Below are 20,190 nucleotides of genomic sequence, written 5' to 3' on the forward strand. Positions count from 1 at the left end.
TGGCCATGACAGTGCCGGCTATGACCTGGGCGGCATCCTGTCGAACTTCGGCAAGGCGGGATCGAGATGATCCCAGGCGTGTCCGCGCACGGCATAGGTCACCACCTGGGGCTTGTACCGGCCCGGGTCATCGAGGCTCGCGGCGTGCACGGTGAAGACGTCGGGCGCGTCGGAGAAGGTCATGTAGACCGGCGACCCGCAGGTGGGGCAGAAGGCGCGTGTCTTCACGTTGCCGCTGTCGCTGACGATGTCCCAGTGGGTCGCTTCGCCGGTCTGTTCGACGCCCTGGCGCGGGAAGGACAGGTACGACCCGTGCCCCGTGCCGCTCTTGCGCTGACAGTCGCGACACTGGCAGTCGTTCTGGAACAGGGGTTCGGCGGCGATGTGAAAGCGGATGGCGCCGCAGGCGCATCCGCCGGTGTAGGCCGGACTCATGACGGTTCTCCTGAAGAGTGACTGCGTGGGGCGCGATCGAGTCAGTGCGGCTCGCCGGCCACCGTGCCGAGCGTGCGGACGACCTTGGTCCAGCCGACGCTCATGGTCTTGAAGGCGGTGTCGTTCGTCGGCGTGATGAAGCCGGCATGAACGAGGCGAAGCCGCGTGCCGCCTGCGACGCGGGACAGGGTCCACGTGACGACGGTGTCGAGTGGCGCGCCGTACCCGACATTCGCCTCGTGCCCGCCCTTCCAGGCATAGGCGAGGCGCTCGTTCGCAATCACCTCCAGCACCTGGCAGTGGATGACGCCGTCCCAGGCGCCCGCGGGCGTCGTCTGGAAGGTGAAGCGCGTGCCTTCGACCGGCTCGAACCCGGTCGGCACCATGATCCAGCGGCCGATCAGCTCGCCGTTCGTCAGCGCCTTCCAGATCTTCTCGGGCGCATGCGGGAAGACTTCGTCCACCACGATCTGTTGCGTATCGGTCTTCAAGGCGGCGTCGTTCACGGATCGATTTCCTTCAGCAGGTTTCGCAGCTGGGCGAAGCGGTCACGCCAGAAGACGCCGTAGTGGCTCATCCAGTCGACCAGCGGCGCGAGCCCCTTCTTCTCGGGGCGGTAGAAGACGTTGCGGCCCTGCGCGCGATCGGCCACCAGGCCGGCCTGCTTCAGCGAGCGCAGGTGCTGGGAGATGGCCGACTGCGTCACGCCGCTGCCGTGCGTGAGCTCGGCGACGCTGATTTCGCCGGACCGGATGATCCGCTCGAAGACGGCCCGCCGGGTGGGGTCGGCGAGCGTGCGCATGACGGCGTCGAGGGGTGCGGCTCGGGGCATGGGTTTCATATTAGCGACCACTAATTCATTAGTCAACACTAATTTGTCATGCGCCTGGCAAGTAACATCGACCGCTACGGTTTGGCAAGGCGTGCAGGCACGCCAGCGAGGACGTGGACATGCTCAATGGTTCTTGCAACTGCGGGTCCGTTCGTTGGACGTTCGACGGATTGCCGGAGTCCGCGACCGCCTGCAACTGCACGGCGTGCCGCCGGTACGGCGTGCTGTGGGCGTATGGCCACGAGGGCGAAGGCGTCGATGTCTCGGGCACGACCAAGGCCTACGTTCGCGGCGGCTCCCTTGGCTTTCACTTCTGCCCGGAGTGCGGCTGTGTCGCGTACTGGCGCGCACTGGAGCCGGATCGACAGGGTCGCCGCCGAATCGCGGTCAACTTGCGCCTGACGGAGCCCGACCCCATCGCCCACATCCCCATCGACCACTTCGACGGACTCGACAAGTGGGAAGACCTGCCGCGCGACGGTCGGTGCATACGAGACCTATGGTTCTAGTGGAGCGGAGCACCCGTGCTTTCACACATCTTCATCGGGGTCAGCGACTTCGACCGCGCGCTCGCCTTCTACAACCCGCTGATGTCGGCCCTGGGAATCACGGCCCGCTTCTGTGAGCGAGAGCGTCCCTGGGCAGGCTGGCAGTCGACCCCTGGGCCACGCCCGCTGTTGCTCATCGGCACGCCTTACGACGGACAGCCCCACGAGCGCGGCAACGGTCAGATGGTGGCCTTCCTCGCGGCCAGCAGGCCGCTGGTCGACAAGGCTTACGCCGTGGCACTGGCCAACGGCGGCACGTGCGAGGGGGCGCCTGGCATGAGGCCCGAGTACCACGAGAACTACTATGGCGCGTACTTCCGGGATCCGGACGGAAACAAGCTCTGTGTGGCATGTCACTCCGCCGAGGGCGCGCCCTGATGATCGCCCCCGGGTTCATTCCTGCGCATCGGGGCGGAAGTGCCGTGAGCCGGGTGATTCGCGTGGGTGGCATGGCCAAGGCGGAGCTGCTGGAGAAGCTCCGGGACGCCGGGGTCCAGCTCAACGAGGCTGCCCGAACGCTGTTCGCGGATGAGCGGTTCACGACCTCCGAGGTCTCTGCGCTCATCGAGACGGTAGAGCTCTCCGTCGCGGATCTCGGCTGCGGCAGCGGGGCCACCTTGCCGCAGATCATCGAGCGGGCAGCCGGCGCTGGCCTTTCACTTTGCCCGCTCGAACTGGCCCCGCATCTGCGGCTCCAGTTCATGGACCAACCGGAAGGATTCCTCGGTCACCCGCCGTCGCAGAACCGCGCGCCGCCCGGCGCCATCACCGTGGCATCCGAGCCAGTGGCACAAGACGATGAGACGCCGAAGGGCTTCTACCTGCGGCGCATCGAAGGCGTGCTCTGGCTGAGAGGCTACCGGTCGTGGCCGGGGCACGTGTGGAGCCCCGAAGACCGCTTCGTCTTCGCTCAACTTCTTCCGCGAGCGGCACGCGGCTCGCGCGCCTGTCCTACGGCGTGACCCTGTACAAGACGCGGGCGGTGGATGGAGCGCTGCGCGCGACGGTGACGGATGAGCGAGCTGCGCCGCCTCACAGCGACATCCTCTCGAACACGCGCAGCCACAACACCGCGGAGACCATGCCCAGCGGAATGCCGACGCCGAGCATGACGGACACGAGCGGCGCATCGAGCCTGGCCTGTGCGGCCACGACGCCGGCGCCGATCATGGGCGGCATGGCGGCCTCGATGACGCTCACGCGGCTCACCATCGCCGGTGCGGCGTCCTGCAGCCACAGCACGACCACCACGATGGCGGGGCAGACCATCAGCTTGTAGCCCAGCCCCAGGCCGAGCAGGCGCAGGTTCTGCCGCAGCGCATCGAAGCGCAGCTGCAGGCCGACCGAGATCAGCGCCAGCGGCGCCACCGTCTCGCCCAGGCGCGCAAGCGCGGCGTCCACCGCCGGCGGAAAGTGAACCGGCGCCAGCAGCAAGGCCGCCACCATCGCGATGAACGGCGGAAAAGTGGCGACCTTGTGCAGCATGGTCGACGGCGAGACGCGGCGCTCGCTGGCATAGAACGCCGCCGCGAGAACACCCAGCGTGCTCAACACCAGGTAGGAGCCGAGCTGGTCGATGAGCAGCCCGAGACCGAGCCCGTCGCGCCCGTGGAGCGTCTCGATCATCGGCAGTCCGATGAACGAGGTATTGCCCAATCCGCCCACCAGGGTCAACGCCCCCACGCTCGCGCGCGGCAGCCGCATCGCGCGCCCTGCGGCGTGAAACAGCAAGGCGCCGAAGGCGAAGAACGCCCACGGCATGACCACCGGCAGCAGATGGCTCGCACCGATGTCGAAGCCATGCAGGTAGCGCAGCGTCACGGCCGGCAACGACACGTGGATGATCACCGCGTTGAGGGCAAGATGGCCGTTGTCGGGCGCCCGGTTCCAAAGGCGCAGCGCCATGCCCGCAAGCAGGCAGGCCAGGAGCAGGAGGAGGTTCGACATGGTGCAGGTCCTCGGTTCGGCGGCTCGGAAAAGCGCGCCTGCCCCAGGTACGTGGGCGTCGCGAAAAACCGGACACGCTGGAACCGGATGCTTTCCCCCGACGCCCGCTTCGAGGTGTTCCGCCGAAGGGATTCGTGCCGCAGACGCCGTGCCGCCCAGGGTCATCGGGCGCTACCATTTCCGCGACCCGCTGAACCGGCGGGACGCGGAGGGGCCGATGGGCGACATCACGCAGCTGCTGGCGCGTGCCCGCGAGGGCGACCGGCAGGCCTTCGACGCCTTGTTCCAGGCGCTCTACCCCGACCTGCGCCGCATCGCCCGCGCGCGACTCGCGCCGCATGTGCGCGGCACGCTGCTCGACACTTCCGCCCTGGTGCACGAGGCCTACCTCAAGTTCGAGCAGGGGCAGCGCCTGACACCCGAGGACCGCACGCACTTCCTTGCATACGCCTCGCATGTGATGCGCTCGATCATCGTCGACGCCGCGCGCGCCAGCCGGCGGGAGCGGCGCGGCGGCGATGCCGTCCATGTGCCGCTGGATACCGGCGTCGCCGATGCGGTGGCCGCGGGCGAGGAGGAGATCCTCGACGTGCACGAGGCGCTCGAGCGGCTGGGCGCGGCGGACGCCCGCCTCGCGCGAGTGGTGGAGATGCGCTATTTCGGCGGCATGAAGGAGTCGGAGATCGGGGAAGCGCTGGGCATCACCGAGCGCACCGTGCGACGCGATTGGGAGAAGGCCCGGCTGCTGCTGGCCGACCATCTGCGAGCCTGATCCGCCGTGAACGACGCACTCCGCCTCATCGCCGCCGAGCAATGGCCGGAAATCGACCAACTGCTCGACGACGCCCTCGACCTCGACGCCACCGAGCGCGCTGCCTGGCTCGCGTCGCTGCCCGACACGCCGGCCAAGGCCGTCCTGGCACGGCTGCTGGCCCAGCAGGCCCGCGTCGAGTCGGCGAACTTCCTCGGCACGCTGCCGCGCCTGTCGGCCGAAGCCTTGGCGCATCTGGATGACGTGACCGCGGCGCTCGCCCCCCAGCCCGGTGACCTGGTCGGCCCCTGGCGCCTGCTCGGCGAGCTGGGCCAGGGCGGCATGGGCGCGGTGTGGCTCGCCGAACGTGCCGACGGCAGCCTGAAGCGCCAGGTGGCGCTGAAGCTGCCCAACCGCAGCTGGGATGCGGCACTGGCCGAGCGCATGCTGCGCGAGCGGGACATCCTCGCGACGCTCACGCATCCGCACATCGCCCGCCTGTACGACGCCGGCTTCGACGAACAGGGGCGGCCCTTCCTGGCGCTGGAGTATGTCGACGGCCGTCCGATCGACGAGCATGTGCGGGGGCAGCAGCTTCCCGTGAAGGCCATCATCGGCCTGCTGCTGCAGGTGGCCGCGGCGGTGGCGCACGCGCACAGCCGGCTCGTCATCCACCGCGACCTCAAGCCAAGCAACATCCTGGTCGACGCACAGGGGGAGGTGCGACTGCTCGACTTCGGCATCGCCAAGCTGATGGAGGGCGAGCGCACCGAGGACACGGCGCTCACGCGTGCGGCCGGACGTGCGCTGACGCTGGAATACGCGAGCCCGGAGCAGGTGCGCGGGGAGCCGCTGTCGACCGCCAGCGATGTCTACAGCCTCGGCGTCGTGGCCTACGAGCTCCTGGCCGGATGCCGGCCGTATCGACTGCGGCGCGGCACGCCGGCCGAGCTGGAAGACGCGATCGCGAGCGTCGACCCGCCGCGCGCGAGCGAAGCCGCCACCGATCGAGTCGTGCGCAGGGCGCTGCGCGGCGACCTCGACGCGATCCTGAACAAGGCGCTCAAGAAGCGGGCCGATGCGCGCTACGCCACGGTCACGGCGCTGGCCGAGGACCTGCAGCGCCACCTCGACGGGCACGCCGTGCTGGCGCGCCCCGACAGCCGCTGGTACGTCGCCCGCAAGTTCGTGGCCCGGCACCGGGTGCCCGTCGCGGCGGTGGCGGGCATGTTCGCCGCGCTGGCCATCGGCATGACCGTGGCGTTGTGGCAAACCGCCACCGCGCGCGAGAACCTGCGTCGCGCGACCATGGCGCTGGAGCGCGAGGACGGCGTGCGCACCCTGCTGGTGGAGACGCTGGCGGGGGTCGCGGCCTGGGACGCGAAGACGTTCGCCGAACCCGGATCGGTCTCGCGCATGCTTCAGCGCAAGCTCGTCGAGCTCGAGGAGCGCTACCGCGACCAGCCGTACCAGCGGCTGTCGCTGTTGAACACGATCGGGACGCAGCTGCCCTACTTCGGCGACTACGAGGGCTCGCTCGCCGTCTGGCAGCGCTACCTGCCGCTGGTGAAGGCCCAGCGCGGCGACGCGCAGCAGCTGCTCGAGGGCCACATCGGCGCCGCCAAGGCGCTCGTCGGACTGCGGCGCTGGCCCGAGCTGGAGGCCACGGCGCGCGAAGGACTGGCAGTGTCGGCCTCGGCGGCCGACGTGACCGGCACCCGCGCCGAGCTCGCCTACCACCTGGTCCTCGCGCTGCTGCAGCGCGGCGCACGGTCCGAAGCGCGGGCGCTGCTCCAGGAGCACGCACGCGCGGTCGCCGCCGGCGAGCAACCAGGGCACAAGGTGCGCTGGGACATCCTGATGGCACTGGCGCGCATGGACCTCGGTTACGACGATGTCGCGGCGCTGCAGTCCGCCCAGCAGGCGCACGCGGGCTATGCGGCGCACCCCGACGCATCGGTGTCGCAGCTCGGCCTCAGCGCCATGTACGCCGGGATGGCGCATCTCGCAGTGGGCCAGCGGGAACAGGCCGAGACCGCGCTGAGGACCTGCCTGCAGCACTACGACAAGGTGTTCGGCCGCGAAGACAGCGATGCGGTGCTCGCGCTGGCCCGGCTTTCGCATGTCGTCGCCGCGCAGGGACGCTACGACGAGGCCCGCCGGCTCCTCGAGGAGCGGCGCCGCGATGTCGAGGCCCGGTCCTCGCAACCCGGACCCGATGCCGCGCTGGCCCGGCGTGCGCTGCTCACGCGCCAGCTCGAGCTGGCGGTGATGCACGGCGATCTCGAGGCCGCCGCACGCCTGGTCGAGCCGGTGCGGGCCACCTATGCGGCGGCTCTCGACGACCGCGACAGCAGCCTGGGCATCGTCAGCGAAGCGCGCTGGCTCATGCTGTCGGGTCGCGCCGAGGAGGCCAGGCGGGCCGTCGATGCATGGCTCGAGAAGCTTCCTTCCGCGCGCTCGGCCCTGCCGCAGGCGCTGCGCGCACGCTTGATGGCCGCCGAGGCCGAGGTGGCGCTGGGCCGCCCCGAGCGGGCCGGCCCGCTGGTGGACGACGTGCTGCGCGACCTGCGCCGCATCGGAGCCACACGCAACTGGACCTTCAGGCAGGCGGCGGAGCTGGCCGCCGTCGTGCGCGCCGCGCAGGGCGGCGCCGACGAGGCGTGGGCCACGCTGGAACAGGCCGATCGCGAACCCGATGCGGTCGCAGCGCCCACGCAGGTCGATCTCGCCGAATCGCTGATGCGGCGCGCCGCCGTGCTGCGCGCGGCCGGCCGAAGTGCAGACGCCGCCGCGCTGCAGGCGCGCCTGCGCGACGCACTCGGCGGTCAGCACGCGGCGAGCCCGCGACTCGCCTGGGCCGCGGACAAGGCGTGACATGCCGCGGGCCACGCGGTCCGCGCATCCCCCCAGAACGAGGTCCCGGCCGCCGACGGCATGTCCGCTCGTGGCGAGCCGCGTCGTAAAGAGGCAGACGCACCGCCTCGGTTCGTCGTCACCCTGCCCGGAGACTTCCATGCAACCTTCGACCGCCCGGCGCCACGCCGCGCCGCTTGCCTCGGCCCTGATCCCGTCCCGCGTCTGGCGGGTCGTGCCGTGAAGGCCGCTGCGTGTGCAGCACCTGCGCCAGACGCCGTGACCCACGCGACGCCGACAGCGAGCCGGCAGCCTTCGCCCTACGTGCGGCTGCTGGCATGGTCGTTCGCCATCTTCAATGCGGTGCGCGTGCTGACCTATCTGCCGACCATATGGGCCATCCACGAGAGCGCCCGCTCGGACCAGCATTCGCTGCTCACGTGGATCTCGTGGACCGGCGCCAACCTGACTATGGCGCTGTGGCTGCACGAGCAATCGCAGCGCCGGCTGAATCGCGTGACGGCGGTCAACTTCGGCAATGCGGCGATGTGCCTGCTGACGTGCGGCGTGATCGTGTGGTATCGGATCGGCGGCTGAGCCCACCGCGCCTGCGCAAACGCGATATCGATCCTCGATCTTGTTCGTTTGCCCGCGTGCGCTTGCTGCCTATCGTGCGGTCGTTGCCCCCAGGACCTCACCGATGCACATCGTCAGCATTTCAGGCAGTCCGGCGTTCCGCTCGCGATCGGCGTGGCTGCTGCAGTTCGTGCAGACGCGGCTCGCGCCCGCGGCGCAGAGCCATCACACCATCGTCGTGCGCGAGCTTCCGGCCGACGCGCTCATCGCCGCCGACGCGAAGAACGCGGCAGTGCGCGACGCGGTGGAGCGCGCCGCGGCGGCCCAGCTGCTCGTCGTGGCCACACCCATCTACAAGGCCGCCTACAGCGGGCTGCTCAAGCTCTTCCTCGACCTGCTGCCGCAGGACGCGCTGCGCGGCAAGGCGGTCCTGGCGATCGCCACCGGCGGCAGCCTCGGTCATCTGCTGGCAGTCGACTATGCGCTGAAGCCGGTGCTCTCGGCGCTGGGCGCGCGCGACATCCTGGACAGCGTGTTCGCCACCGACGCGCAGCTCACGCCGGGCGCTGCCGGCGGCTTCGTGCCCGACGACGCACTCGTCGAGCGGGTCGACCGCGTGCTGCGGCCGCTGCTGCGCGACGTGCAGGCCGAAGCGCGATGTTGAGACGCTGACGCGCGACGCGCCGCGAGATCTCCTGTCTCCTCGTCCCACCCGGGGCGATTTGCACCTCGGCCCCCGGGCCGGGGTGCCTCTTTCCGCTCATCTCGAAGGACTCACGATGACACCGAACCCCCTCCACCCCCGCAGCTGGCTGTCGCGCAGCGTTGCGGCGCTGTCCCTGATCGGCGCGCTGCTTGCCGCCGGCGGTGCGCAGGCGCAGGCGCAGCCGAAGGAGCTGCGCATCGGCTTTCAGAAGTACGGCACTCTCACGCTGCTGAAGGCGCGCGGCGATCTCGAGCAGCGCCTCGCGCCACAGGGCATCGCCGTCAAGTGGACCGAGTTTCCGGCCGGCCCGCAATTGCTCGAAGGGCTGAACGTCGGATCGATCGATTTCGGCACCGTCGGCGAGGCGCCGCCGATCTTCGCGCAAGCCGCCGGCGCCGACCTCGTGTACGTGGCGAACCAGCCTCCCGGCCCTGCCGGCGAGGCCATCGTCGTGCTCAAGGACTCGCCGCTGAAGTCGGTGGCCGACCTCAAGGGCAGGAAAGTCGCGCTGAACAAGGGCTCCAACGTGCACTACCTGCTCGTGAAGGCGCTCGAGAAGGCCGGCCTGCGCTACGCCGACGTCCAGCCGGTGTTCCTGCCGCCGGCCGACGCGCGGGCAGCCTTCGAGCGCGGTTCGGTCGATGCGTGGGTCATCTGGGATCCCTTCCTCGCGGCGGCCGAGCGCCAGATCGGCGCCCGCCAGCTGACCGACGGACGAGGGCTGGTGGCCAACCACCAGTTCTATCTGGCGGCGCGGCCGTACGCCGAGAAGCACCCGCAGGTCATCCAGGCGATCGTCGACGAGCTGGCCAAGCTCGATCGCTGGGCCGCGGCCGACCCGAAGGCGGTGGCCACGCTGCTCGCGCCGCAGATCGGGCTGGACGCGCCGATCACGGAGCTCGCGGCCAGCCGCTTCGCCTACGGCATCCAGCCGATCACGCCGCAGGTCGCCGCGGAGCAGCAAAAGATCGCCGACACCTTCCACGAGCTGAAGCTGATCCCCAAGCCGGTCCGCATCCACGATGCGCTGCCGCGGCCGGCGGCCACCACCGCGGCACGTTGAAGGGAGTGCCCATGTCATCGCCAACGACAGACACCCGGCGCACGGCGCTGAAGATCCTGGCCGCCACGGCCGCCAGCTGGTGGTACGGCGCCCGCGCCGCCGAGCCGCTGCGCATCGGCTTCCAGAAGGGCTCGCTCAACCTCGCCTTGCTCAAGAGCCTGGGCCTGCTGGAGAAGCGGCTCGCGAGTTCGACCGTGAGCTGGGTGGAGTTCCCCGCCGGCCCGCAACTGCTCGAAGCACTGGCGGTGGGCAGCGTCGACTTCGGCGCGACGGGCGACTCGCCGCCGGTCTTCGCGCAGGCGGCAGGCAAGGAGCTGTTCTACGTCGGCGCCGAGCCGTCGAAGCCCGACGGCTCGGCCGTGCTCGTCAAGCCCGAGGCGCCGCTGAAGGCGCTGACCGACCTCAAGGGGCGGCGCATCGCGCTGCAGAAGGGCTCGAGCGCGCACTTCCTGCTGGTGCAGGCGCTGCGGCAGGCGCGGCTGCAATGGACCGACATCCAGCCGGTGTACCTGCCGCCCGCCGACGCGCGCGCCGCGTTCGAGCGCGGGGCAGTGGATGCCTGGGTCATCTGGGACCCGTACTACGCGGCCGCGGAAGTCGACGGCCAGGTGCGCGTGCTCGCGACCAGCCGCGGGCTCACCGGCAACAACACCTTCTACCTCGCGTCGCGCCGCCTGGCGCACGACGCAGCGACGCTGCGGGTGCTGTTCGGCGCGCTCACCGACACCGACGCGTGGGTGCAGGCGCATCGCAAGGAGACGGCCCAGCGCTTCGCCGAGTTCTCGGGGCTCGGCCTGGCCACGGTGCACCGCTTCCTCGAGCGGCGCCAGCCGTCGCCGGTGGCCCCGCTGACGCCGGCACTCGTGGCCGAGCAGCAGAAGGTGGCCGATGCGTTCGCGCAGCTCGGCCTCATCCCGAAGCCCATTCGCGTGGCCGACATCGTTCGGCATCCCGAGCAGGCGCTCGCACAGAACGAAAGCAAGCGATGAAGATCCTCTGGTTCATTCCCACCCACGGCGATGCGCGCTATCTCGGCACGGCCAAGGGCGCTCGCGCGGCGAGCTTCGGCTACTTCAAGCAGGTGGCGATCGCCGCCGACAGCCTCGGCTACGAAGGCGTGCTGATCCCGACCGGCCGCTCGTGCGAGGACTCGTGGGTGCTCGCGGCCAGCCTGATCGACGCGACGCGCGACCTCAAGTTCCTGGTCGCGCTGCGGCCCGGACTGGTGCAGCCCTCGCAGTCGGCCCGCATGGCGGCCACGCTCGACCGGCTCTCCGGCGGCCGGCTGCTGGTCAACCTGGTCACCGGCGGCGATGCCGAAGAGCTGGCCGGCGATGGCCAGTTCCTCGACCATGCGCAGCGCTATGCGCAGTCGGCCGAGTTCATCCGCATCTGGCGCGAGGTGCTCGCGCGCAGCCACGACGGCGGCGCCTTCGACCACGACGGCCGGCACCTGCAGGTGCAGGGCGCCAAGCTGCTCTACCCGCCGGTGAGCCGGCCCTATCCGCCGGTGTTCTTCGGCGGCTCGTCCGACGCCGCGCACGCACTGGCCGCCGAGCAGGTCGATACCTACCTGACCTGGGGCGAGCCGCCGGCGGACGTGGCGGCCAAGGTGGCCGACGTGCGCGAGCGCGCGGCGCGACACGGGCGCACGCTGCAGTTCGGCATCCGCCTGCACGTGATCGTGCGCGAGACCGAGGACGAGGCCTGGCACGCCGCGCGCGAGCTCGTCTCGCAGCTCGACCCCGACACCGTCGCCGCCGCGCAGGCCAGGTTCGCGCGCATGGATTCGGTCGGCCAGCGCCGCATGGCCGAGCTGCACGGCGGTCGCTTCGACAAGGCCAACGTGCGCGAAGGCCTGGAGATCGCGCCCAACCTGTGGGCCGGCGTGGGCCTGGTGCGCGGCGGCGCCGGCACGGCGCTGGTGGGAAGCCCCGAGCAGGTGGCCGCGCGCATCCTCGAGTACGCAGAGCTGGGCCTGGAGTACTTCATCCTGTCGGGCTATCCGCACCTGGAGGAGGCGCACCGCTTCGCCGAGCTGGTGTTCCCGCTGTTGCCGCTGCGCTTGCGCGAGCGCCTGGGCGGGTCCACGTTGACGGGCCCGTTCGGGGAGATCGTTGCCAATGCCATCGTGCCGCAGGCGGCGCGGAGCTGACGCCATGGCCCGCAACCGACACCCCGAGCCGGTGCCGTGGCGGCAGCGCGCGCTGCCGTGGCTGGTGCCGGTGCTCGTCCTCGCCGGCTGGGAGCTCGCGTCGCGCAGCGGCTGGCTGTCGACGCGCGTGCTGCCCGAGCCTGCGTCCGTGCTGACGGCATTCTGGTCGCTGCTCGCCTCGGGCGAGCTGTGGCACCACGTCGCGGTGAGCAGCGGCCGCGCGCTCGCCGGGCTCGCCGTCGGAGGCGGCCTCGGCTTGCTGCTCGGCCTCGTGACCGGCACCTTCCGCATCGCCGAGACGCTGCTGGACACCACGCTGCAGATGGTGCGCAACATCCCGGCGCTGGCGCTCATTCCGCTCGTCATCCTCTGGTTCGGCATCGACGAGAGCGCCAAGCTGTTTCTCGTCTCGGTGGGCGTCTTCTTCCCGATCTACCTCAACACCTTCCATGGCATCCGCTCGGTGGATGCGGGGCTGATCGAGATGGCGCGCAGCTACGGCCTCGACGGCTGGGCGCTGTACCGCCACGTCGTGCTGCCCGGCGCGCTGCCGTCCATCCTCGTCGGGCTGCGTTTCTCGCTGGGGCTGATGTGGGTGCTGCTGATCGTCGCCGAGACGATCTCCGCGCAGGCCGGGATCGGCTACCTGACGATGAACGCACGCGAGTTCCTGCAGACCGACGTCGTGCTGGTCGGCATCGGCCTGTATGCGCTGCTCGGCAAGCTGGCCGACGTGCTGGCCAAGGGCCTGGAGCAGTGGTGGCTGCGCTGGCACCCGGGGTACCGGGTCAAGGAGGCGTGATGTTCGTGAGCGAGATCGAGAGCGCCGCGCTGGCGGCTTTGGAAGGAACGGCGGCGCGGCAGAGGCTTCGCCCGCGCGACGAGGGCGCGGTTCGCCGGACGACGGTGCCGGCGCACGGCCTGGGCGTCAGCGTGCGCGACGTGCGCAAGGCCTATGGCGAGCGCCAGGTGCTCGAGGGAGTCGACCTCGCGCTCGCGCCCGGCGAGTTCGTCGCCATCGTCGGCCGCAGCGGCTGCGGCAAGAGCACGCTGTTGCGCCTGGTGGCGGGGCTCGAAACCGCGCAGGCCGGCACGCTCGCGCTGGACGGCGAGTCGCAGTCCGCCCACCGCGAGGACGTGCGCATCATGTTCCAGGACGCGCGGCTGCTGCCCTGGAAGCGCGTCCTCGACAACGTCGCGCTCGGGCTGCCGGGCCGCGATGCGCACGCGCGAGCCCTCGAAGCGCTGGCGCAGGTGGGTCTGGCGGACCGCGCGCGCGAATGGCCCGCCGTGCTGTCCGGCGGGCAGCGGCAGCGCGTGGCGTTGGCACGCGCACTGGTGAACCGGCCGCGCCTGCTGCTGCTGGACGAGCCGCTCGGCGCGCTGGACGCGCTCACCCGCATCGAGATGCAGGCACTGATCGAGCGGCTGTGGAAGGCGCACGGCTTCACCGCGCTGCTCGTGACGCACGACATCGCCGAGGCCGTCGCGTTGGCCGACCGCGTGGTGCTGATCGAGGACCATCGCATCGCGCTCGACGAGCGCATCGCGCTGCCGCGCCCGCGCTCGCGAGGCCACCCGCAATTCGCGGCCAGCGAGGACAGGCTGCTGCAGCGCGTGCTGCAGCGGCCGGGTGTGGAGGACGTCGCCGCGGATTCAGCGGCGCAGGGCGTGGGATTCACGGCCTGGCGTTTCGCGCTTTGAGGGCGCATGTCGCGCCTCCCTCGGCGGGTGCCCGATGATTCGCTTGAACGCGCGGCTGAACGATGCCTCCGAGTCGTACCCGAGCCGATCGGCCGCCACCGAGATGCGCATGCCGTGGGCCGAGATCCAGCGCCTGGCCTGGAACATCTTGATCTTTCCCACGTACCGGGCGGGCGTCTCGCCCACCGTGCGGGTGAACGCTTCGGCGAAGTTCGATCGCGAGACGCCCATCAGCTCCGCCAGGGCCGGCACGCTCCAGTTGCGCTCGGGCTCGGCATGGATCGCCGCGAGCACCTTGCCGATCTTCGGGCAGCGCATCGCCGCGATCCAGCCGGTCGCGTCGCTGCAGGCGCACTCGACCCACGCGCGGATGATGCTGGCGGCGACCACGTCGGCCAGCCGCGCAAGAATGCCGCACCCGCCGATCCGGTCGAGGGCGACCTCGCGTTCCATGGCCTCGAGCAGTGCCGGCACGGTGGGATCGCGCTGAGCGAGTCCGTCGGCCCGCATGACGTCCGGCATCATCGCGATGAGCGGATGCAGCGGGTCGAGGTTGAAGCGCAGCGCCCCGCAGAACATCACGTCGCTCGCGCCCTGCCCGAGGTGCCCCGGACCGTTGCCGTGTACCTGGTAGATGTTGTCGGACACGGCGACCCGCTCGAGCGAGTCGATGTCCACCACCGGAACGTCCGGCGCGCTCGCCAGCACGTGATGGACCCCGCGCGGCAGGAGCACCGCATCGCCGGGATTCAGGCGAACCCAGTCCGCGTTGTTCGTGCGCAGCCAGCAGCCTCCATGCGAGACGAAGTGAAAGCGCGCGGAAGCTTGCGCGGGGAACGCGACCGCCCACGGCCTGTCGAGCGTGCAGCGGCCGTACTCCACGCCGTCCAGGCGCAGGCCCAGCAGGATCTCGGTGAGCGAGTCGCGCGACGATGCGTCGGGACCCGGCGGGCGAGCCGGATTGGACAAACGGTCAAGCAATTTGGCTTTCCTGGCATGGAAAGGCCGGGAGCTTATTTCTAAGCTCGGCGCCTCGACCTCATCGATCCGAATTCCCACAATGGCCATCAGCCCCTGCGCCGATCCCTGCTGCGAAATCACGGCCGCCAAGGCCGCGTCCGCGCCGTGCGCCCCTCGAGCCGTGAGCGAGCCACCCCGTTGGGCCGCGATCGGCTCGCTCTCGCTGGGCGTCTTCGCCCTCGTGACGGCGGAGTTCCTGCCCGCGAGCCTGCTGACGGCGATGGCTGCGGACCTCGGCGTCTCCGACGGCGCCGCCGGTCAGGCCGTCACCGCCACCGCGCTGGTCGGCGCCATGGCCGCCCCTTCGATTCCGCTGCTCACCCGGCGCCTGGATCGCAAGGCGGTGATGCTCGCGCTGACGACGCTGCTGGTGCTGTCCAACGCCATCGCCGCGACAGCGGGCAGCCTGGCGATGCTGCTCGTCGCGCGCGTGATGCTCGGCATTGCGCTGGGCGGCTTCTGGTCGATGGCCGCCGCCCTCTCGATGCGACTGGTTCCCGACAGCCTCTTCGCCCGCGCGATGTCGGTGATCCTGACCGGCGTGTCGATCGCCACCGTCTGCGCGGCGCCGATCGGCGCATGGATGGGCGAGCTGTGGGGGTGGCGCAGCGCCTTCGTCGCCGCCGGCGCCATCAGCGCGCTGGCGTTCGCCGCGCAGCTCGCGACCCTGCCCGCGCTGCCGCCGCGCGACAGCCCCGACCTGCGCGTGCTGGGCGAGCTGCTGCGCCGCCCGAGCGTCCGTGTCGCGCTGGTCGCCGTGCTGCTCGTGATCTCGGGCCATTTCGCGGGCTTCACCTACATCCGTCCGCTGATGGAAGACGTGACCCGGCTGCCGGTCGGTGCGATTTCGGCCATCCTGCTCGGCTACGGCATCGGCGGCTTCTTCGGCAACTTCGCGGGCGGCCTGCTGGCCGAGCGCAGCGAGCGTCGCGCCATCGTGCTCGGCGGCGCACTGATCGCCGCACTGGCGACGACGCTGCTGATCGCCGGCAGCTCGGCTGCCGTCACCGCGGTCGCGGTCTCGCTGTGGGGCTTCGCGTTCGGCGCGTTCCCGGTGGGCTTCCAGACCTGGATCGTGCGCGCCGCACCGGACCAGGCCGAAGGCGCCGGCGGCCTGCTCGTCGCCGCGTTCCAGATCGCGATCGCGAGCGGGGCCATCGGCGGCGGCGTGCTGGTCGACCACGTCGGCGCCCTGGGCGGCCCCTTGTTCGCGGTGGTCACCCTCACGTTCGGCACGCTGCTGACGCTGCGCCACGGCCCGCGGCCCAGCGCGACCGGGAGCCGCCCATGACCGTCAATCGCCGCATCGTGCTTGCCGAACGCCCGCATGGCCTGCCCACCGTGGGGCATTTCCGCCTCGAGGAGGTCGCCGTCCCGCAACCCGCCGACGGGCAGGTGCTGCTGCGCACGCTGTACCTCTCGCTCGACCCGTACATGCGCCAGCTGATGGACGAGATTCCTCCGGCATACGCACCGTCGGTCCCGCTCGGGGAACCGATGGCCGGCGGCACGGTGAGCCGTGTCGTGGCCAGCCGCCACCCGGGCTTTCGCGTCGGCGACGTCGTGCTCGCCCGTGCCGGCTGGCAGGAGTACGCGGTGTCCGACGGCGACGACTTGAGCCCCGTCCCCGAGACGGAGCGGCCGTCGCTGGCGCTCGGCGGACTCGGGATGACGGCGTTCACCGCGTACGTCGGCCTGCTCGACATCGGCCAGCCGACACCCGGCGAGACCGTCGTCGTCGCCGCCGCGACCGGTGGGGTCGGCGCCATGGTGGGACAGATCGCCAGGCTCAAGGGCGCGCGGGTGGTCGGCATCGCCGGTGGCGCCGCGAAGTGCCGCTTCGCCGTCGAGGAGCTCGGCTTCGACATCTGCCTCGATCGCCACGACACCCGGCTCGCCGAACGCCTCGCCGCCGCATGCCCCCACGGCATCGACGTGTATGTCGAGAACGTCGGCGGACCGGTGTTCGACGCGGTGTTCCCGCTGCTGAACCTGGGTGCGCGCATCCCGGTGATCGGCACCATCGCGCACTACAACGACGCCGCGCCGCCCACAGGGCCCGACCGCCTGCCGCACGTGATGACGATGGTGCTGCAGAAGCGCCTGCGAATGCAGGGCCTCGTGATCCTCGACCACTACGAAGACCGCTTCGAGGCGTTCCGCAGCGACATGCAGGCGTGGATCGCCCAGGGTCGCGTCAAGCCGATCGAGCACGTCGTCGATGGACTGCAGAACGCGCCGAGCGCGTTCATCGGGCTGCTGGAGGGACGCAACCTCGGCAAGGTGGTCGTGCGCTTCTAGTGTCGTGAGTTGGAAATACGTGGCGTTTCGATTCGACCAGATGGTGATGATCGGGCGGCTGCGCGAAGGGGCCAATACTGGACGTATTGGCCCCTTCGCGCAGGCGACCGAGGGCGCCATCTGGTCGAACCGAAGGCGGGCCCAAACGGGGCGATCGCCGCGTTGCAGAGTCGGGTCCATACCCCCGGTATGGACCCGACTCCGCGCCTTGCGCTCATCCCCGTTTGGGCCCGTCGAAACGCCACGTATTTCCAACTCACGACACTAGCCGTGTCACCTGCGAAGCGAGAGGATCAGCACGAGCGTCGCCAGGCACATGACCGCGTTGCATGCATTGACCGCCACCGCGCGTGTCAGGCGTCGCGAGTTCTGTTCGTACAGCCACGCGGCCATCGTCGCGTTGGCGCCGGTCCAGGTCAGCCAGGTGAGCCAGGAATGCTGCTGCGACTCGCCGCTGGCATGGATCGCCCAGATCGTCGGCAGGTAGGCCAGCACGCGCACCGAGTTGAAGAACGCGAACGACCACGTCAGGACGTGGACGTAGAGGCTGGGCTGCGGCATCTGGGGCGGTGGGCGGGTCGCGTCTTGGCTGGCGACCAGGGCGTCGGGGTTCATCATCTGTGCGGGCTCCTGGGAAGGTCTCCGGACCGGCCATCGATCCGGTGGCTCCACTTTCGGTGCCCGCCGCCGCGGCGTCATGAAGCCGCGCTCAAACGTTCTCAAACCGTCACGGCGCGGCGTCGCGCTCGGCGAACCCGAGCGTGGGGATGTCCGAATCGCGCAGGGCGGCTCCTTCGGCGCTCAGGCGCTCGAACTCGGCCGCCGGCAGGGATTGGCGGGCCAGCTGCTCGGCGCGCTGCACCGTGATGCCTTCGGCGACCTGGCGCGTGTTCTGCGTGGCTGCATACCGGGCGTCGGCATAGCCTCGCAGCAGCGCGCTGGCGCGCGGCCGCTGCTCCATCGCCGCCAGCAGGGCCAGGCTGTCGGCCCACGAGGCCTGGCGCGCATAGGCCGCCGCCTCGGGCCAGCCGATGAGCGCCAGCGCGCGCGCCTGCGCCGGCTCGTCGTTGGCCAGCCAGGCTTCGACCAGGTTGACCCGCGCCATGTTCAGCCGCCCGCGGTGCCGCGTGCCCTCGAGCCGCCTCACGAGCTCCAGCCCGGTGCGCAAGGCCTCGGCCGCGTGCTCCAGCTCCAGCTCGATGTCGACGACGCACAGCAGGCCGTGCAGGGTGCTCGAGCCCGCCTCGCGCTCCAGCGCGATCAGGCGGTACGAAAACGCCAGGCCACGCTGTGGGTCGAGGAACCACGACGCGCACGCCTGCTCCGCACCGGCGCCGCAGAGCAGCCGGGCAGCGGGCCAGCTGGCCAGCTCCAGCGTGCGCATCTCCGCCAGTGCCCGCTCGGCCGCCGGCGCGTCTTCGGGCGCCGCCAAACGGGCCAGCCGCGCCAGCGCGCGATAGAGCATGAAGCGGTCCCCCGACGCACGAAACCGCTCCACCGCCTCCGAGGCATGCTGCCTCGCCTGCCGGTGCCGCACGCCGGCGAACCTGTCGGCCGCTTCCATCAGGACATGTGCGTGCAGGTCCGAGGGAATGTCCCGGGCGAGCAGCGGCTCGGTGGCCTCCCAGAGGGCCTGGCGCTCGCTCTGCTGCGACTCGGGCAGCACGGCGAGGAGGCCGGCACACAGCGCGACGGCGCAGGCGGGATCGTGTTCGCGCGCCCACGCGAACGCCTCACGGGCGTTGTCGACGTCCGCCTGCGCGTCCTCCAACCAGGCGTCCTGGCCGACCCGCCCGCTCCAGCGCTCCTCTCGTGCAAGGTCGAACCGCTCGCGCACCGCTGCGGCATGGCGTGCACGCACCGCGTCCCTCTCGCCGGAGGCGTCCAGGTGTTCGAGCGCGAGAGCTCGCGGCGAGTCGAGCAGTCGGTAACGCGGCGAGTCCTCCGCATCGGCGCTGACCGCCAGGAGCGACCGATCGACCAGCCCGCCCATGGCGTCGAGCACGCCCCAGGCATCGAGGGACGCGTCGGTCGCCACCTGCTGGGCCATCTGGAGCGAGGCGCCGCCGACGAACACGGCGAGCCGCCGCAGCACGGCCTGCTCGTCCGGCGTGAGCAGGCCGTGGCTCCATTCGAGCGCGGCGCGCAAGGTCCTCTGGCGCGCCGGCGCGCCCGCCGCGCCGACGGTGAGCAGCCGCAGCCGCTGGTCCAGCGCGGCCGCCAGCGCCGGCAGTCCGAGCAGGGGCAGCCGCGTCGCGGCGAGCTCGATGGCGAGCGGCAAGCCGTCGAGTGCGCGGCACAGCGACACGACCGTGTGGACGTTCGCGTCGTCCAGCGTGAAGCGCCGATCGAGCGCTCGGGCCCGGTTGACGAAGAGCGCCACTGCGCCATGCGCCATCGCGCTGGCGGCATCGACCTGCCCCTCGGGCCATCCGAGCGAGCCCAGCCGGTAAAGGTGCTCGCCGCGCGCGCGCAACGGTGTCTGGCTGGTGACCAGCAGGCGCACGCGAGGCGCTGCCTCGCGCAAGGCCTCGACGACCGTCGCCACCGCGGCCGGCAGATGCTCTGCGTTGTCGAGCGCCAGGATCATGTCCAGCGACGCCACCGCGGCGGCCAGGGCGGCGAGCGTGTCGCCACCGGCCAGGCGCACACCCAGCGCGGTCGCGATCGTGGCCGGAAGCATGGTGGGCAACGCGTCCGCGGCCGACAGCGGCGCCAGCTCGACCCAGCACACGCCATGGGCACGCCGGACGCGCTGCTCCTGCAGCAGGGCGCGCACCAGTGACGACTTGCCGATGCCGCCGGCGCCCACGACCGTCACCAGACCGTGATGCTGGAGCAGTTCACGCAGTGCGCTCAGGTCGTCGTCGCGGCCGATGAGCTCGGCGGGCTCGTCGCCCAAGTTGCTGCGCAGGGCGGGCGGCCCTGTGACCGGCGCCGCCGTCGGGGCCGGCTCCAGCAGCGCGGCCGTGAAGCGATAGCCCCGCCCGGGAATCGTGGCGATGATCTCCCCGCCCAGCACCTTGCGCAGGTTGCTCACCTGGGTGGCGAGGTTGTTCTCCTCGACCACCAGCCCGGGCCAGACGAGGTCGAGCAAGTCGTGCTTGCTCACCAGCTGGCCGGCACGCCCGGCGAGCGCCAGCAGCACGTCGAAGGCACGCGCGCCGAGCGGCACGGGCTCTCCAGCCGCGAGCAGCCGCCGCTCCTGCGGCTGCAGCTCGAAGTGGGCGAAACGCATGCTGGAGGCCGGCTGCATCACAGACGGGACCCCGAATTCGAACCCTTGGCGATGACGA

Annotated in this window: 21 protein-coding genes; 14 read left to right on the forward strand and 7 right to left on the reverse strand. The window is 71.0% G+C overall.

Features of this window, described 5'->3' with window-relative positions:
• Positions 1-18 precede the first annotated feature (18 nt).
• From P7V53_RS21810 to P7V53_RS21820, 3 genes are read right to left on the reverse strand one after another with little or no spacing between them, the layout of a single operon-like run.
• Positions 19-435, reverse strand: coding sequence for a GFA family protein (locus P7V53_RS21810; RefSeq protein ID WP_280151612.1), 417 nt, complete (start codon positions 433-435; stop codon positions 19-21).
• Between the two features lie 41 nt (positions 436-476).
• On the reverse strand, positions 477-941 hold the full coding sequence (locus tag P7V53_RS21815; RefSeq protein WP_280151613.1) for an SRPBCC domain-containing protein: 465 nt from the start codon (positions 939-941) through the stop codon (positions 477-479).
• On the reverse strand, positions 938-1,267 hold the full coding sequence (locus P7V53_RS21820; protein WP_280151614.1) for a metalloregulator ArsR/SmtB family transcription factor: 330 nt from the start codon (positions 1,265-1,267) through the stop codon (positions 938-940). The genes P7V53_RS21815 and P7V53_RS21820 overlap by 4 nt, the downstream gene beginning before the upstream one ends.
• A gap of 119 nt (positions 1,268-1,386) precedes the next feature.
• On the opposite strand from P7V53_RS21820, the gene P7V53_RS21825 reads away from it, so the two are divergent.
• From P7V53_RS21825 to P7V53_RS21835, 3 genes are read left to right on the forward strand one after another with little or no spacing between them, the layout of a single operon-like run.
• Positions 1,387-1,776 carry a GFA family protein gene (locus tag P7V53_RS21825; protein ID WP_280151615.1) on the forward strand — a complete coding sequence of 130 codons (390 nt, stop codon included), beginning with the start codon at positions 1,387-1,389 and terminating at the stop codon, positions 1,774-1,776.
• A 15-nt stretch (positions 1,777-1,791) separates the two neighbouring features.
• Positions 1,792-2,193, forward strand: a complete 402-nt coding sequence (locus tag P7V53_RS21830) for a VOC family protein (RefSeq protein WP_280151616.1) — start codon at positions 1,792-1,794, stop codon at positions 2,191-2,193.
• Positions 2,194-2,237: 44 nt separating this feature from the next.
• A complete protein-coding gene (locus P7V53_RS21835) occupies positions 2,238-2,777 on the forward strand; it encodes a hypothetical protein (RefSeq protein ID WP_280151617.1) in 540 nt (179 codons plus the stop codon).
• A gap of 70 nt (positions 2,778-2,847) precedes the next feature.
• Here P7V53_RS21835 and P7V53_RS21840 read toward each other — a convergent pair whose 3' ends face one another.
• Positions 2,848-3,762, reverse strand: a complete 915-nt coding sequence (locus P7V53_RS21840) for an AEC family transporter (protein WP_280151618.1) — start codon at positions 3,760-3,762, stop codon at positions 2,848-2,850.
• A gap of 217 nt (positions 3,763-3,979) precedes the next feature.
• Here P7V53_RS21840 and P7V53_RS21845 point away from each other — a divergent pair, with 217 nt between their 5' ends.
• The 9 genes from P7V53_RS21845 to P7V53_RS21885 all read left to right on the forward strand — a co-directional run bounded on the left by P7V53_RS21845 (position 3,980) and on the right by P7V53_RS21885 (position 13,573).
• The gene (locus P7V53_RS21845) at positions 3,980-4,534 is read left to right on the forward strand and encodes an ECF-type sigma factor (protein WP_280151619.1); all 555 of its coding nucleotides are present in this window, start codon (positions 3,980-3,982) and stop codon (positions 4,532-4,534) included.
• Between the two features lie 6 nt (positions 4,535-4,540).
• On the forward strand, positions 4,541-7,390 hold the full coding sequence (locus P7V53_RS21850; RefSeq protein ID WP_280151620.1) for a serine/threonine-protein kinase: 2,850 nt from the start codon (positions 4,541-4,543) through the stop codon (positions 7,388-7,390).
• A gap of 258 nt (positions 7,391-7,648) precedes the next feature.
• On the forward strand, positions 7,649-7,966 hold the full coding sequence (locus P7V53_RS21855) for a hypothetical protein (protein ID WP_280151621.1): 318 nt from the start codon (positions 7,649-7,651) through the stop codon (positions 7,964-7,966).
• A 103-nt stretch (positions 7,967-8,069) separates the two neighbouring features.
• Positions 8,070-8,609 (forward strand): NADPH-dependent FMN reductase, encoded by a 540-nt coding sequence (gene ssuE, locus P7V53_RS21860; RefSeq protein ID WP_280151622.1) that lies wholly within the window; start codon positions 8,070-8,072, stop codon positions 8,607-8,609.
• Between the two features lie 115 nt (positions 8,610-8,724).
• On the forward strand, positions 8,725-9,714 hold the full coding sequence (locus P7V53_RS21865; RefSeq protein WP_280151623.1) for a sulfonate ABC transporter substrate-binding protein: 990 nt from the start codon (positions 8,725-8,727) through the stop codon (positions 9,712-9,714).
• A gap of 11 nt (positions 9,715-9,725) precedes the next feature.
• Entirely contained in the window at positions 9,726-10,703 is a 978-nt protein-coding gene (locus tag P7V53_RS21870) for an aliphatic sulfonate ABC transporter substrate-binding protein (RefSeq protein ID WP_280151624.1), read from the forward strand.
• Complete coding sequence (gene ssuD, locus P7V53_RS21875) at positions 10,700-11,869, forward strand: FMNH2-dependent alkanesulfonate monooxygenase (RefSeq protein ID WP_280151625.1); 1,170 nt, start codon at positions 10,700-10,702, stop codon at positions 11,867-11,869. The genes P7V53_RS21870 and ssuD overlap by 4 nt, the downstream gene beginning before the upstream one ends.
• A gap of 4 nt (positions 11,870-11,873) precedes the next feature.
• Positions 11,874-12,671 carry an aliphatic sulfonate ABC transporter permease SsuC gene (ssuC, locus tag P7V53_RS21880; RefSeq protein WP_280151626.1) on the forward strand — a complete coding sequence of 266 codons (798 nt, stop codon included), beginning with the start codon at positions 11,874-11,876 and terminating at the stop codon, positions 12,669-12,671.
• Positions 12,671-13,573 carry an ATP-binding cassette domain-containing protein gene (locus P7V53_RS21885; RefSeq protein ID WP_280151627.1) on the forward strand — a complete coding sequence of 301 codons (903 nt, stop codon included), beginning with the start codon at positions 12,671-12,673 and terminating at the stop codon, positions 13,571-13,573. The genes ssuC and P7V53_RS21885 overlap by 1 nt, the downstream gene beginning before the upstream one ends.
• On the opposite strand, the gene P7V53_RS21890 is transcribed toward P7V53_RS21885, so the two are convergent.
• The gene (locus tag P7V53_RS21890; protein ID WP_280151628.1) at positions 13,526-14,683 is read right to left on the reverse strand and encodes an AraC family transcriptional regulator; all 1,158 of its coding nucleotides are present in this window, start codon (positions 14,681-14,683) and stop codon (positions 13,526-13,528) included. The genes P7V53_RS21885 and P7V53_RS21890 overlap by 48 nt on opposite strands.
• A gap of 31 nt (positions 14,684-14,714) precedes the next feature.
• Between P7V53_RS21890 and P7V53_RS21895 the strand changes: the two genes are divergently transcribed.
• Positions 14,715-15,884, forward strand: coding sequence for an MFS transporter (locus P7V53_RS21895; protein WP_280151629.1), 1,170 nt, complete (start codon positions 14,715-14,717; stop codon positions 15,882-15,884).
• Positions 15,881-16,894, forward strand: a complete 1,014-nt coding sequence (locus tag P7V53_RS21900; RefSeq protein WP_280151630.1) for an NADP-dependent oxidoreductase — start codon at positions 15,881-15,883, stop codon at positions 16,892-16,894. The genes P7V53_RS21895 and P7V53_RS21900 overlap by 4 nt, the downstream gene beginning before the upstream one ends.
• 273 nt (positions 16,895-17,167) lie before the next feature.
• Here the strand turns inward: P7V53_RS21900 and P7V53_RS21905 are convergent, their stop codons facing one another.
• Entirely contained in the window at positions 17,168-17,512 is a 345-nt protein-coding gene (locus tag P7V53_RS21905) for a hypothetical protein (RefSeq protein WP_280151631.1), read from the reverse strand.
• A 109-nt stretch (positions 17,513-17,621) separates the two neighbouring features.
• Positions 17,622-20,132, reverse strand: a complete 2,511-nt coding sequence (locus P7V53_RS21910; RefSeq protein WP_280151632.1) for a winged helix-turn-helix domain-containing protein — start codon at positions 20,130-20,132, stop codon at positions 17,622-17,624.
• Between the last annotated feature and the right edge of the window lie 58 nt (positions 20,133-20,190).

Source organism: Piscinibacter sp. XHJ-5 (assembly GCF_029855045.1).
Taxonomy (GTDB): domain Bacteria; phylum Pseudomonadota; class Gammaproteobacteria; order Burkholderiales; family Burkholderiaceae_C; genus Albitalea.